This window comes from Nostoc sp. (assembly GCF_036917535.1).
In the GTDB taxonomy this organism is placed as follows: Bacteria; Cyanobacteriota; Cyanobacteriia; order Cyanobacteriales; family Nostocaceae; genus Nostoc.
In genome coordinates, this window is record NZ_JBALDA010000037.1 from 19,093 (window position 1) to 32,465 (window position 13,373).

Genomic DNA, 13,373 nt, shown 5'->3' on the forward strand with positions numbered 1-13,373 from the left:
ATCAAGCAGTTTCCATAACTCCAAAAATCTGGATTTGGGAATATGTAAATACCTGGTAACAAATAACTCACCTAAAATTTCAAGTCACTAGCGCGGCTCATGGGTCGAGTCGGTTGATTTGCTGGCGGCTGGGCAAAGTTGTTATTTGATAGAATTGCGATCGCTCGAGCATATTGGGGATCGCTCTTAGTTCCGATTAAATCCGGATTAGAAGCCAATTGACGCTCTTGTGCCTCTGTCAAGTCTAGCTTGATATCTGGTGTAATTCCTTTGTGGTTAATATCCGTTCCTGCCGGGGTGTAGTAATGGGCAATGGTGACAGCCAAGCCGGAACCATCTGCGAGTTCATGAACTGACTGGACTAAGGCTTTGCCAAAGGTTTGACCACCTACAACTACCGCCCGCTTATTATCCTTGAGTGCCCCTGTAAGGATTTCACTAGCACTAGCTGAATTACCATCCACTAAGACCGCCAAAGGACGATTCGTCAAAGCAGTACGATTGGCTTTAGTTTCCTCACTGCTGCCCACACGGTCTATTGTCTTGACAATTCCGCCGTTATCATACCACATGCGAGCAATTTCAATGCTTGCCTGCAACAAACCGCCAGGATTTCCCCGCAAATCTAAGACATAAGAATCAACTTTCTTAGTGTTCAAATCGCGGATGGCTCGTTGCATTTGGTCTGCGGCGTGGGCGCTAAATTCTCGCAAACGGATATAGCCAACGCGGCGGTTCCCTTCTTGTCTGAGGGTATAGCGTACTGTTGGGACTTCAATACTTGCCCTTGTCAGCTTCACATCAAAGGCATTTTGGCCTGCGCGTCCTACCCGTAGCCTGATGGGAGTACCCGCTTTGCCACGTATTAGCTTAGAAGCATCATCCACTTTCATTTTGAGAGTAGATTTGCCATCAATCGCCAAAATTTCATCGCCTGCTTTGATCCCAGCTTTCAGCGCCGGAGAATTTTCTATGGCTTCGACAACAGTGAGGCGCTGAGTTTTTTCGTTCACTTCCATCCGAACGCCAATACCAGAGACTTCCCCAGATGTTTGGTTAGTCAAAGCTTCAAACTGTTGAGGGTCCATGAACCGAGTGTAAGGATCTCCCAACTTTTGTAAAGCTTCGCGGATGGCAGTGTATGCTTCTTCGCGAGAAGAGTAGTCTTTGCTCAACAGGCTTTGCCTGGTTGCTTGCCAATCTTGTTGATTAAATTTACTATCAACATATTCATGATTTACCAGTTGCCAAACTTGGTCAACTATCACTTTTGGGCTATCTTGTAGGGCTAGAGCAGCACGGACACCACGAGTCCAAGCGGGGCCGAACACGGACATGGTAGCAGTTGTGGCGATCGCTCCACCAATCAAGGCTACTTGGAGCGGTGAGTAACTTTTCGCAGATTGGTTCATGTATACTTAGCTGGAATAATTGTGTTGTTGACAGTTTAGCAATCAGGCTTTCCAGAAATTTTTAAGTTTTTATACCCTAGAATCAACTATGCTTATTCATCATTTTTATCCTTCAAATGATGCCAAAAATGCCGCATTAGTTATTAACAATCATTTCTCACTTTGTTAGTCTTCTCCGGAAGGCTATACTGAGCATGTGACACTTTAATTAGCGTCATGTTTGCATTCTAGATTACTTTTATAATATAGCACTTTGCTCATTCAATTGCAGTATTGTTAACAGCAGTAAAATTAGCTTTTCTTACTTAAGTCATGAAACGCAAATTTACCATCAAATCATTAATTTCTATTAAAAAAAAATCTACTAATCTGTGGCAATTGTTACAAAAACTCAGTGGTGGATTGTATCTTATCCTGGGTGTTTGGCTGATTTTTACTACTATAACCTTAGTTATTGCTTCTTCGCAGCCGATAGATGCTTTCTTTGTGCTAGGTGGCAGTATTAGTCGAGAAACTTATGTTGCTCAACAGGCAAAACAATACCCACAAACCCCAATTTTAATTTCTCATGGTTCCCCAGATCCCTGTATACGGTTAATTTTTCAGGCGGAATTAGCTGAGTTACAAAACGTTTGGTTAGAAAACTGCGCGAATTCTACCTTTGAAAATTTTTATTATAGTATTCCAATTCTGCGCCGTTGGGGAGTGCATAAAGTCATGTTGATTACCTCGACAAGTCATTTACCCAGAGCTAAATGGATGGCACAGATTCTTTTAGGCGCTCATGGTATTTGGGTAGAGCCAGAGATTGTTCAAGAATTGGGTATTCCTGGTAATCGTGAATCTTGGACTAAAACTGGATTAGATGTAACACGCAGCTTATTTTGGGCGATATTAAGTCAAATTATTCAACCGCAATGCTCAAATGTCACAAAACTTACCGATGTAGATATGCAGGCTTGGGAGCATCGAGGTTTTCATTGCGAACACCAAGGGGGGCTGAGGAGATAAGGGAGATGAGGATTTATCAAAGGACTATAATACTACTCAGTTTTTGCTAGCATGATAACCGTGTCATCATGCTAATTATGATAGTATCATTTAAGGATCAAGGAACCGAAGATATTTTTGATGGCAATGACTCAAAGTAAGCTCGAAAGCAATGTCCTATATACTGTTGGGAAGTTGCACAAAGAAAATTAGATCAAATTAATGCAGCGTTATCTCTAGATGACATTAAAGTTCCACCGGGTAACAGGTTAGAAGTACTAAGAGGTGCTCGTAAAGGTCAGCATAGCATTCGGATAAATGATCAATATCGAATTTGTTTTATATGGATACTCCAGGGTGCATCAGAAGTTGAAATAGTCGATTACCATTAGGAGGTAACAACAGATGAGAGTTCCAAAGTATAGACCTCCATCACATCCAGGTGAAATATTACTTAAAGATTTTCTAGACCCAATGGGAATAACTCAAAGAGAACTTGCAGATGCACTTCACGTTCCTTATCAGCGAATAAATGAGCTTGTAAATCAAAAGCGAGGTATTACACCTAGTACGGCAATAAGGTTATCAAAATTTTTCGGAAATAGCTCAGAGTTTTGGTTAAATTTACAACAAAATTGGGAACTTTACCACGTTCTCAAGGAAGAAGAAGAGGAACTAAAAAGTATTTTGCGATTTGGAACCACGAAGTAGCGATCGCTTTAAAAATTAAGCAGTATATTTGCATAAAATAATCGCAATTGAGCAAAGGTGAAGAAAATCTTACTCTTCACCTCCAGGCTTGTTGTTAAACATCGCTTTTGCTAATTGCATCCAATAGAAAATCAATGCAAATGTTCCCAATCTTGCAGCATCAAAATAGCATCTTTATACAAAGATAAATCCGCCTGGTTAACTTCTATTCCCTCTCCGATTCCTTGTAGAAGGGTGATTGTCAATTTTCCTCCCAAATGTTCGCGGAATTCCGTAAGCCCCTTAAATAGACAATGCGGATGGTCTAGTTGATCTAATTGCTCCGTCAATGCCGATATGTACAAAGTAAAGCCTAATTTTTTGAGTGTAGTTAGAACCCTTTGCCACTCTGATTGCAAGAGTTGCCCTGTTAAATATGAATAGGTTGTATCTAAAGCGATGCCGATCGCAACAGCTTCACCATGACGTAGGCTGTAATTAGTTAAATGCTCTAATTTGTGAGCAGCCCAGTGTCCAAAATCTAAAGGACGCGATGAACCCATTTCAAAGGGATCGCCGCTTCCAGCAATATGCTCTAAGTGCAACTGAGAACAACGATAGATTAACCTTTCCATTATGTCCATGTCTCGATTAGCCAATTTCTCGGCATTAGTCATAATGAAATCGAAGAAATCTGCATCTTTAATCAACGCTACTTTCACCGCTTCTGCAATACCCGATCGCCAATCTCGATCGTCGAGGCTAGTAAGAAAATCAAAGTCATTCAAGACAGCATAAGGTGGCATGAATGTACCTAAAAAGTTTTTCTTACCGAAGGCATTGATTCCGTTTTTTACTCCTACACCCGAATCATTTTGCCCTAATACTGTTGTCGGTACTCGTAGCAGCCTAATTCCTCGGTGAGCCGTTGTTGCTGCGTATCCTGCCATGTCTAGGACGGCTCCACCTCCAATTGCTAAAACGTAGGAGTGACGGCACAATCCAGTTGCATTGATCCGCTGATGAATTTGCTCTATAAATCTAGAATCGTTCTTGACTGCTTCTCCACCTGGAACTATTATCGGCTCACCACTCAGTGTTAATACATCTTGATAACATTGAGCATAGACTGATAATTTTTTTAACAGCCCATCTTGATACTGTAAAAATCCTCCATCTACCACCGCTAATACTTGTTTTGGGGTTGTTTCACCATCTGCGGCGATCGCTTGTGCGAGTAAAGGATTATCTAACTGAAACAGACCTCTAGTGAAGTGAACATCATAATTGAAGCTAACACGGACGCATTGGTTAATTGGTTGCAGATTCAGAGCGCTTTTTTGTTGAATAATCATTTGAATATTATTGTTTTTAAGTAACTGTAAAAATATCAACTAACGCAATTTAAAATCATCACAAATTAAGCATAGCAAACTTTTTAAATAGTTCAATCTTAAAATGAATTACTAAATGAATTTATTTACTCAATTAATCATAGTTTTGAAGTGTCTTTGCCTAGTAATAAAATTAAAAATAACATTTATTGATGTAGATTTTTTATTGCTGCCTATATTTCATATCTGAGGTTTGTCATGGAGATCGTTATTACATAAAATTCTAATTTTTTCTGTAAGATAATTTTAGGATTTATCTAATCAAAATAGTTTCTTTACAGTATCTTCTTTAAAGTCAGAATATTTTTATAGATTCAGTGAAGTTATAATCTCAGTAGTATATTATCTAACTACCTCAAACCCTAAAAATCAAGTTTTGTGATATATTTTATACTTAGTTGTCACAAAAAAGTTGGGCAACTTATCCTGAATTTATCATGAGTAAAGTAAACCAATTACTGCATCACTGGCTGTTAAAGTCTGTTTCAGAGAAAGCTTTTACTTGGTTGTCACAAAAGCAGGCACAGATTGCTAGCGGCGCTGCTGAGAGAGTGTTTTTTACGGCTTTTAGTGCTGTGCCGCGTTATTTAGGTAAACAGGATTTGCAACTAACATTCCAGGACTTGGAAGCAGCAGAGGATGTGATTCCCGGCTGGTATCCTGGTAATTGGAGTGTAGATCAAGCAGGTCGCACACTTTTGCTTTTAGCATTGCCCCACGATGATCCCCAGGGCTATGTGCGATCGCTCGATCGAGTCTTTTCCACTGCCGATATGGGGGAGTTAGTTGCCCTTTATCAAAGTTTGCCATTATTACCACACCCAGAGTTACATCGCCATCGTACTGCTGAGGGAATTCGCAGCAATATGAGCAATGTATTCCAAGCCATAGCACTACATAACCCTTATCCAGCAAATTATTTAGATAATGCTGCTTGGAATCAGATGGTGCTGAAGGCTGTGTTTGTCGGCAGTCCGTTGCATTTAATTTGGGGTCTAGATTGGCGTGCTAACCATGAATTGGCAAGGATGTTAACAAACTATGCCCATGAACGTTGGGCAGCTAAACGCACAGTTACGCCAGAACTTTGGCGGCCTGTAGGGCGGTTTGCCGATAACGCAATCATCACAGATTTGGAAAAAGTACTGGTTAATGGGGATATACACGAACAAGAAGCAGCAGCCTTAGCTTGTGCTGAGTCTCCTTTACCCCAAGCCCAAGCATTACTTTCTCATTACCCAGATTTACAGTCATCCATTCAACAAGGTAATCTGACTTGGAGCAGTTTTAGGCGCAAATGAAGGAAATGGTGACTGGCGAAGAAGCAAGGGAGCAGGGAGCAAAAGAGAAGACTTTTAGAGTACCCTGCCCCTGTGCCTCTTTTCAATTCCCAATTCCCAATTCCCAATCCTCAATCCCAATTATTAAAATCATGATGTTCATCGATCCTCACATTCACATGTGTTCGCGTACTACTTACGATTATTTAGTAATGCGTGAATATGGAATTGTTGCCGTTATTGAACCAGCCTTTTGGTTAGGACAACCCCGAACCAACGCTGGCTCATTTAAAGACTATTTCAGCAGTCTTGTGGGCTGGGAACGATTTCGTGCTAGTCAGTTTGGCATCCAACACTACTGCACAATCGGCCTAAATCCGAAAGAAGCTAATAATGAGGCGCTAGCAACTGAAGTTATGGAACTGCTACCACTTTATGCATGTAAAGAGGGAGTTGTTGCCATTGGCGAAATTGGCTATGACGATGTGACGGAAGCAGAAGATAAGTACTTTTGTCAACAGTTAGAATTAGCCAAAGAACTTGATATGTTGGTACTAATTCATACTCCTCACCGTAACAAGAAGGCGGGTGCTAGTCTGAGTATGGATCGCTGTATTGAATACGGCTTAGATCCTTCACAAGTAGTTATCGATCACAACAACGAAGAAACTGTTGAAGAAGTATTAGGACGGGGTTTTTGGGCGGCTTTCACGATTTACCCACAGACGAAGATGGGTAACGCTAGGATGGTTGAAGTTGTCCGTAAGTATGGACGGGATCGCATCATTGTAGATAGTAGTGCTGATTGGGGTATTAGCGATCCTTTGGCAGTCCCAAAAACGGCTCAGTTGATGTTAGATAGGGGTATTCCTGAAGAACATGTGCGAGCCGTTTGTTATGAAAACGCCCTAGCTGCTTACAGTCAAACTGGGCAGATGAAAGCGTCAGACTGGCTCAATCCTCAATCTATCGATCAGCGTCAGTTGTTCAGTGGTAATTCTGTGCTGCGGGGACAAGAACCAGAAATCAAATCAGTTTCAGATTTTGTGTTGATTGAGTAGAAAATTGAAAAGGGGCATTGGGAATTGGGAATTGGGCATTGCAAGAGATATTTTCATCTTTGCGTTGTCAATGTAACTCATGGAGTCTCTTGGATAAATATTTTGGCGTTGCTGATATTTTTGTAGGGTAAGTATCCCTGACCGCCCAAAAATACGAGGGATGGGTAAGATGCCTACATGACAAATCAGCAAAATTATCCCGCAAATATGTAACGCCAATATTTTTTATTTCATCCACAGAAAGAGTTAGGAGAGAAAATTTTATGAATTGTTTTTAACATCTATAAAGAGCTATTTGATTCATTTGTAATATGCATATTTTTGAGAAATTACTAGGCATGGAGGCAGATAAGTGAATGTTGCAAGCTTAAATTTTCAAAGCTGGCGGGGTTATCTAGAATTGATGCGTCCTGCTAATATTGTTACTGCTTGGGCGGATATTCTTGTTGGTTTTGCTGCTTCTGGCTCTGGAATATTTTTTACTAAATTAATCAATGGCGAAGCAACTTTTGCCATACTAATTCCATTAGCTTGGTTATTATTAGCGACAACTGGTTTATACGGCGGTGGGATAGTTTTTAATGACGTTTTCGATGCCGAATTAGATGCAAAAGAGCGACCAAATAGAGCGATTCCTAGTGGTCGCGTATCTCGTCAAAATGCTACTTTATTAGGAAGTATACTGTTTGCGATTGGGATTATAGCTGCATTTCAAGTATCGTTGTTGAGTGCTGCGATCGCTATTTTTATCACTCTTTCATGCCTCTTCTATAACTCACTCGCCAAACATCATCCTTTTTTCGGTCCTTTAAATATGGGTTTGTGCCGTGGCAGTAACTTATTATTAGGTGTAAGTGCTGTACCAGAAATCATCGGAGAATGTTGGTATTTGGCGCTGATTCCTATTCTTTATATTGCTGCTATCACCGCAATTAGTCAGGGTGAAGTTCACGGAGGTAAGAAGATTACGGGAGTACTCGCGCTACTGCTAATTGCAATAGTTTTGACAGCAGTTTTAGCTTTAGGATTCTTAGAAGAGTATACAGCGATCGCAGCCCTACCATTCGCTATTTTATTAGCTATTAGAATCTTGCCTAACTTTATCAAAGCTGCGCGGGAACCGATAGCTGAAAATATCCGAAATGCTGTGAAAATAGGCGTTTTATCTCTGATAGTCTTAGATGCAACCGTTGCATCTGGTTTTGCTGGTTTGTATTACGGTTTACTAGTTTTAATCTTGCTACCAATTTCGATGAAGTTAGCAAAACTATTTGCTGTGACTTAAATTTGAATGTGTACACCCAGTAATACCATTAATCGACTGTAGGGGCGCACATTTATGCACCCCTACCCATGAATATGTAGCAAGCATTTTGTGAAACTTAAGTCAAAGAAAACAGATTACATATACAAGGAATAGAGCTAGAAAATGAAAATTACAAAAAACAATAATTTTCACTTAACTTATTGCAGCAATATTCATCCTGGTGAAAGTTGGCTAGAGGTTTTCACCAATTTAGAAAATTATATTCCTAAACTCAAATCACGTTTATCGCCTACTGAACCTTTTGGTATTGGCTTGAGATTAGCAGATGTTGCCGCAAAACAACTTTTAGAAAGTAATAACTTAGCTGAATTTCAAGCTTGGCTGACTCAACAAGATTTATATGTTTTCACCTTAAACGGATTTCCTTATGGCGGATTCCATCGACAGGTGGTAAAAGACCAAGTTTATGCACCAGATTGGTCTATCCAAGAACGGATTAATTATACATTAAACTTAGCAAAAATTTTAGCTGCTCTGTTACCCGAAGGACTTGATGGCGGAATTTCTACACTACCATTATCCTATAAACCTTGGTGGGTAAAAGACCAAGCAACTTTCGAGACAGTTGTGAAAAAGAGTTGTTTGAATATAGCATCAGTTGTTGTAGAAATGATTCGCATCAGCGAAGAAACAGGCAAGATACTTCATATTGATTTAGAACCTGAGCCTGATGGTTTAATCGAAAATACCTCAGAAATAATTGATTTCTATCAAAATTGGTTATTGCCAATAGGTGGTAGTTATTTATCAGAAAAGTTAAATATCGAGCAGGATTTAGCAGAGACTAAATTAATAGAACACGTTCGGGTTTGCTATGATACCTGCCATTTTTCAGTTGAATATGAGCAGCCACAATCTGTGTTTACGCGTTTGCAATCGGTAGGTATTAAGATTGGGAAAATTCAAATCAGCGCTGCAATTAAAGTAAAAATACCTACTGAAATTGAAAAGCGTAGTTTGATAGTTGAACGCTTACGTCCTTTTGCAGAATCTACCTATCTTCACCAGGTAATCGAACGTCGCAGCGATGGTACACTCCATCATTATCCTGATTTAATAACTGCATTACCAAATTTAGAGCAATCTTTAGCTGAAGAATGGCGGACTCACTTTCATGTCCCAATTTTTATTCATGATTATCAAATTTTGCAATCTACCCAAGATGATATTGCTACTGTTTTGCATCTACTTCAGACAAACGATGCTTGTTCCCATTTAGAAATTGAGACTTACACTTGGGATGTATTGCCATCAGAAATGAAGATAGATTTGCTGACTTCTATTCAGCGTGAATATGAGTGGGTATTAAAAGAATTTGCCGCAAATTAAGAAGAAACTAAATTTATGAAAAAAACAGTTATTCTAAATGTCGTGGGATTAACGCCTAGCTTACTAGGAGAAAATACGCCGTTTTTATCTTCTTGGGCGGCTAAAGGACAAGTGCTTCCCATCAAAAAAGTGCTACCTGCTGTAACTTGTTCAGTTCAAGCTACTTATTTAACAGGAAAATTGCCTGATGAACATGGAATTGTTGCTAATGGTTGGTACTTCCGCGATGAATGCGAAGTGAAGTTTTGGCGACAATCGAATAAACTCGTACAGGCTCCTAAAGTTTGGGAAATAGCTAAATCAATTGACCCAACTTTCACTTGTGCCAACCTTTTTTGGTGGTACAATATGTATTCTTCAGTAGATTATGCGATTACGCCGCGTCCGATGTATCCCGCAGATGGGCGAAAATTACCTGATATTTATACCCATCCTAGTGATGTGCGATCGCATATTCAATCTGATTTAGGAAATTTCCCTCTATTTGATTTCTGGGGACCAAAAACTTCTATTAGTTCTAGTCAATGGATTGCCAATTCTGCAAAATGGATTGAGGAACGCTACAGCCCGACATTATCACTAGTTTATCTACCACATTTAGATTACTGTCTGCAAAAATTTGGTAACAATCAAACACAGATTCAAGCAGATTTGCACGAAATTGATGCTGTTTGTGGCGATTTAATTGAATATTTTCAAGCACGTAATACTCAGGTAATTATTCTTTCTGAGTATGGTGTTACGCCAGTTTCTAAAGCTGTGGATTTGAACCGCGTATTACGGGAAAATGGTTTAATTGCTGTGCGAGAAGAATTAGGGCGAGAACTACTCGATTTTGGTGCTAGCATTGCCTTTGCCGTTGCCGATCATCAAATTGCTCATGTATATGTGAACGATCCGGCGTATATCCCGAAAGTGCGATCGCTTTTAGAAGCGACTGAAGGCGTAGCGCAGGTATTAGATGACGAAGGTAAGCAAGCCTACCATCTCGATCATCCTAGATCGGGGGAGTTGGTAGCGATCGCTCAATCTGATGCTTGGTTTACCTATTATTATTGGCTCGATGATGCCAAAGCGCCTGACTTTGCTAGAACTGTAGATATCCACCGCAAACCTGGTTACGATCCGGTAGAACTTTTCCTCGATCCGCAAATAAAATTCCCCCAAGGAAAAGTTGCTCTCAAGTTACTTAAGAAACAACTGGGTTTTCGCTACCTGATGGATGTGATTCCTCTGGATGCTTCTCTGGTGCGTGGTTCTCACGGTAACATCACCACTTCTTCATCTGAAGGGCCTCTATTTATTACCCATCAAACTCACCTGGTTGACGAACATCAAATTGAGGCGACAGATGTTTGCTCGTTGATTCTCAAACATTTAGATATCTCAGAGGCAGCATAGAAGCTATATCCTCCCAAAAAAAAATTTACTGTAATTCATAATCATATCGAGTATGCTTTAAATATAAACTCGTTATGACTATGAAATAGTTTGCTCTGTCAGTGGATATTCGTTTATCTACTGATTAAAATGTACTGTGGCCAATCTGAGTAACTTAATGGAGAGCTTCTTAACCCATGACTGAACCCCAAAGATTGACAACTGCTGACGGTATTCCTGTTGCTGATAATCAGAATTCACTCACGGCTGGATCGCGCGGGCCTTTATTAATACAGGATTTTCACCTCCTAGAAAAGCTGGCTCATTTCAACAGAGAACGTATTCCTGAAAGAGTTGTCCACGCTAAAGGTGCGGCTGCTCACGGTACTTTTACTGTCACCAATGACATCACTCGCTACAGTAAAGCCAAACTTTTTTCTGAAATTGGCAAGGAAACGGAAGTTCTCCTGCGCTTTTCTACAGTTGGAGGAGAAAAAGGTTCAGCAGATGCCGAGCGTGACCCTAGAGGCTTTGCCATCAAGTTTTACACAGAAGAGGGCAACTGGGATATTACAGGCAACAATACCCCTATTTTCTTCATCCGCGATCCCCTGAAGTTTCCTGATTTCATCCATACCCAAAAGCGCAATCCCCAAACCAATTGCAAAGACCATAATGCAAGATGGGATTTTTGGTCACTCAGTCCAGAATCGCTTCACCAAGTGACAATTCTGTTTTCAGACAGGGGAATACCGAAAACCTTTCGACACATGGATGGTTTTGGTAGTCACACCTTCAGTTTGATTAACGCTGAAGGCGATCGCGTTTGGTGTAAATTTCACTTTAAGACTCTGCAAGGGCATCAAACCTTGACTGAGGAAGAATCGGCTATGATTAAGGGCGAAGATCCAGATCATGCAACTCACGATCTGTTTGAAGCGATCGCTCAAGGAGATTATCCTAAGTGGCGGATGTCTATTCAGGTAATGACTGAGGAGCAAGCAGCCAAACATCCAGATAATCCCTTTGACTTAACCAAAGTTTGGAAGCACTCAGATTATCCTTTAATTGAAGTCGGGATATTAGAGCTAAATCGGAACCCTGAGAATTATTTCGCCGAAGTTGAGCAAGCCGCTTTTAGCCCTAGTGCAGTGGTTCCTGGCGTTAGTTTCTCTCCAGACAAAATGCTGCAAGCTCGCATCTTTTCTTACCCAGATGCTCAACGGTATCGCTTGGGTGCAAACTATCAGCAACTACCTGTCAACCAGCCCAAATGTCCAGTAATGCATTATCAGCGAGATGGCTTTATGGCACCGGGGAACAATCACGGTAGCGCTCCTAACTATGAACCGAATAGTACTGAGGGTACGCCCAAAGAAAATCCAGCTTATGCAGAACCGCCTAGTGATTTGGGCAATGTCACAGTTGATCGTTACAGTCATCGTGAAGGAAACGACGATTACACCCAAGCAGGTAATTTGTATCGGTTAATGACTCCTGAGCAGCAAGAGCGTCTTGCTCATAATATCGTTGCCAGTCTTTCTCAAGCGAGACAGGATATCCAAATGCGCCAACTTTGCCACTTCTTCCGGGCAGATATTTCCTATGGTCGTCGTGTAGCTGAGGGGTTAGGCATTTCAATTGATCCTTCAATGTTTGCTGCAACTGCCCAACTTGTAGGTAACTGGTAGCCTCATAGTTTCGTCGGGTGTGTTATGCCGTAGGCTAACGCACCGAAAACCTGGATGATGGGTTAACGGAGCTAAAATACTCGTTGACGGAGCAAAAAGCCTCGTCAACGGAGCTAAAATACTCGTTAACGGAGCTAAAATACTCGTCAACGGAGATAAAAGCCTCGTTAACGGAGATAAAATACTCGTCAACGGAGATAAAAGCCTCGTTAACGGAGATAAAATACTCGTCAACGGAGATAAAAGCCTCGTTAACGGAGCTAAAATACTCGTCAACGGAGATAAAAGCCTCATTTAGCAGATAAACAAAAAAATTTATAGTGATTGCGATCGCACCCTTCGCAAAGCATATCGTAGAGAAGTAGTTCTAGGCGTTGCGATCGCATTATTTTGCTTCACTGCATTTGCGATCGTATTGTGTAATTAATTATCTTGCCTACTTATTAGACTGGGATTTGAATCCCAGGCGGGTAATGCAGTCGGTGCAGATTACCTAAATTACTGAAACCAACGCCAGACAAAAGCAACCATTCTCCTGAATTAAGTCTGATGATTTTGCCGCAAGTCTTCCAGATTTTTACGAATGGTTATTGTATTGGGATGATTTGCCCCCAACCGTTGTTCAGCGATCTCTAAAGCTTTGATATACAAAGGTTTGGCATTGCTGTACCTTCCCTGTGAATTGTAGAGTTGTGCGAAATCGTTCAGGCTAGTTGCCACATAGGGGTGTTCATCCCCCAGCAGGCGTTTTCTCATCGCCAAAGCTTGGATGTACAAAGCTTCGGCTTCGCTGTCTTTTCCCTGTGAAAAGTAGAGTCC

Annotated in this window: 12 protein-coding genes; 9 read left to right on the forward strand and 3 right to left on the reverse strand. The window is 40.8% G+C overall.

The window, feature by feature from the left end; translation table 11 throughout:
- Positions 1-71: 71 nt before the first annotated feature.
- A complete protein-coding gene (ctpB, locus tag V7K56_RS12800) occupies positions 72-1,412 on the reverse strand; it encodes a carboxyl-terminal processing protease CtpB (protein ID WP_334910951.1) in 1,341 nt (446 codons plus the stop codon).
- A 312-nt stretch (positions 1,413-1,724) separates the two neighbouring features.
- Between ctpB and V7K56_RS12805 the strand changes: the two genes are divergently transcribed.
- The 3 genes from V7K56_RS12805 (at position 1,725) to V7K56_RS12815 (ending at position 3,113) form a co-directional block, all read left to right on the forward strand.
- Positions 1,725-2,423 (forward strand): YdcF family protein, encoded by a 699-nt coding sequence (locus tag V7K56_RS12805; protein ID WP_334910952.1) that lies wholly within the window; start codon positions 1,725-1,727, stop codon positions 2,421-2,423.
- A 158-nt stretch (positions 2,424-2,581) separates the two neighbouring features.
- Entirely contained in the window at positions 2,582-2,794 is a 213-nt protein-coding gene (locus V7K56_RS12810) for a type II toxin-antitoxin system RelE/ParE family toxin (protein ID WP_334910972.1), read from the forward strand.
- A gap of 13 nt (positions 2,795-2,807) precedes the next feature.
- On the forward strand, positions 2,808-3,113 hold the full coding sequence (locus tag V7K56_RS12815; protein ID WP_334910954.1) for a HigA family addiction module antitoxin: 306 nt from the start codon (positions 2,808-2,810) through the stop codon (positions 3,111-3,113).
- A 131-nt stretch (positions 3,114-3,244) separates the two neighbouring features.
- Here the strand turns inward: V7K56_RS12815 and V7K56_RS12820 are convergent, their stop codons facing one another.
- A complete protein-coding gene (locus V7K56_RS12820; RefSeq protein ID WP_334910956.1) occupies positions 3,245-4,447 on the reverse strand; it encodes a 3-dehydroquinate synthase in 1,203 nt (400 codons plus the stop codon).
- A 476-nt stretch (positions 4,448-4,923) separates the two neighbouring features.
- Here V7K56_RS12820 and V7K56_RS12825 point away from each other — a divergent pair, with 476 nt between their 5' ends.
- The 6 genes from V7K56_RS12825 (at position 4,924) to V7K56_RS12850 (ending at position 12,554) form a co-directional block, all read left to right on the forward strand.
- Positions 4,924-5,787 (forward strand): EboA family metabolite traffic protein, encoded by an 864-nt coding sequence (locus tag V7K56_RS12825; protein WP_334910958.1) that lies wholly within the window; start codon positions 4,924-4,926, stop codon positions 5,785-5,787.
- Between the two features lie 5 nt (positions 5,788-5,792).
- Entirely contained in the window at positions 5,793-6,827 is a 1,035-nt protein-coding gene (locus V7K56_RS12830; protein WP_334910960.1) for a TatD family hydrolase, read from the forward strand.
- A 352-nt stretch (positions 6,828-7,179) separates the two neighbouring features.
- The gene (gene eboC / locus V7K56_RS12835) at positions 7,180-8,112 is read left to right on the forward strand and encodes a UbiA-like protein EboC (protein ID WP_334910962.1); all 933 of its coding nucleotides are present in this window, start codon (positions 7,180-7,182) and stop codon (positions 8,110-8,112) included.
- 144 nt (positions 8,113-8,256) lie between these two features.
- Complete coding sequence (gene eboE / locus V7K56_RS12840; RefSeq protein ID WP_334910964.1) at positions 8,257-9,483, forward strand: metabolite traffic protein EboE; 1,227 nt, start codon at positions 8,257-8,259, stop codon at positions 9,481-9,483.
- 15 nt (positions 9,484-9,498) lie between these two features.
- On the forward strand, positions 9,499-10,884 hold the full coding sequence (locus V7K56_RS12845; RefSeq protein ID WP_334910966.1) for an alkaline phosphatase family protein: 1,386 nt from the start codon (positions 9,499-9,501) through the stop codon (positions 10,882-10,884).
- A 176-nt stretch (positions 10,885-11,060) separates the two neighbouring features.
- A complete protein-coding gene (locus V7K56_RS12850; protein WP_334910968.1) occupies positions 11,061-12,554 on the forward strand; it encodes a catalase in 1,494 nt (497 codons plus the stop codon).
- 540 nt (positions 12,555-13,094) lie between these two features.
- Here the strand turns inward: V7K56_RS12850 and V7K56_RS12855 are convergent.
- A partial coding sequence (locus V7K56_RS12855; RefSeq protein WP_334910970.1) for a tetratricopeptide repeat protein occupies positions 13,095-13,373 on the reverse strand: 279 nt, incomplete at its 5' end.

Excerpts from the sequence above, each read along its gene's own strand:
- eboE (WP_334910964.1), top strand. The coding sequence starts at position 8,257 with ATGAAAATTACAAAAAACAATAATTTTCACTTAACTTATTGCAGCAAT.
- ctpB (WP_334910951.1), bottom strand. The coding sequence starts at position 1,412 with ATGAACCAATCTGCGAAAAGTTACTCACCGCTCCAAGTAGCCTTGATT.
- V7K56_RS12820 (WP_334910956.1), bottom strand. The coding sequence starts at position 4,447 with ATGATTATTCAACAAAAAAGCGCTCTGAATCTGCAACCAATTAACCAA.
- V7K56_RS12830 (WP_334910960.1), top strand. The coding sequence starts at position 5,793 with ATGGTGACTGGCGAAGAAGCAAGGGAGCAGGGAGCAAAAGAGAAGACT.
- V7K56_RS12845 (WP_334910966.1), top strand. The coding sequence starts at position 9,499 with ATGAAAAAAACAGTTATTCTAAATGTCGTGGGATTAACGCCTAGCTTA.
- V7K56_RS12850 (WP_334910968.1), top strand. The coding sequence starts at position 11,061 with ATGACTGAACCCCAAAGATTGACAACTGCTGACGGTATTCCTGTTGCT.
- V7K56_RS12815 (WP_334910954.1), top strand. The coding sequence starts at position 2,808 with ATGAGAGTTCCAAAGTATAGACCTCCATCACATCCAGGTGAAATATTA.
- V7K56_RS12825 (WP_334910958.1), top strand. The coding sequence starts at position 4,924 with ATGAGTAAAGTAAACCAATTACTGCATCACTGGCTGTTAAAGTCTGTT.
- V7K56_RS12805 (WP_334910952.1), top strand. The coding sequence starts at position 1,725 with ATGAAACGCAAATTTACCATCAAATCATTAATTTCTATTAAAAAAAAA.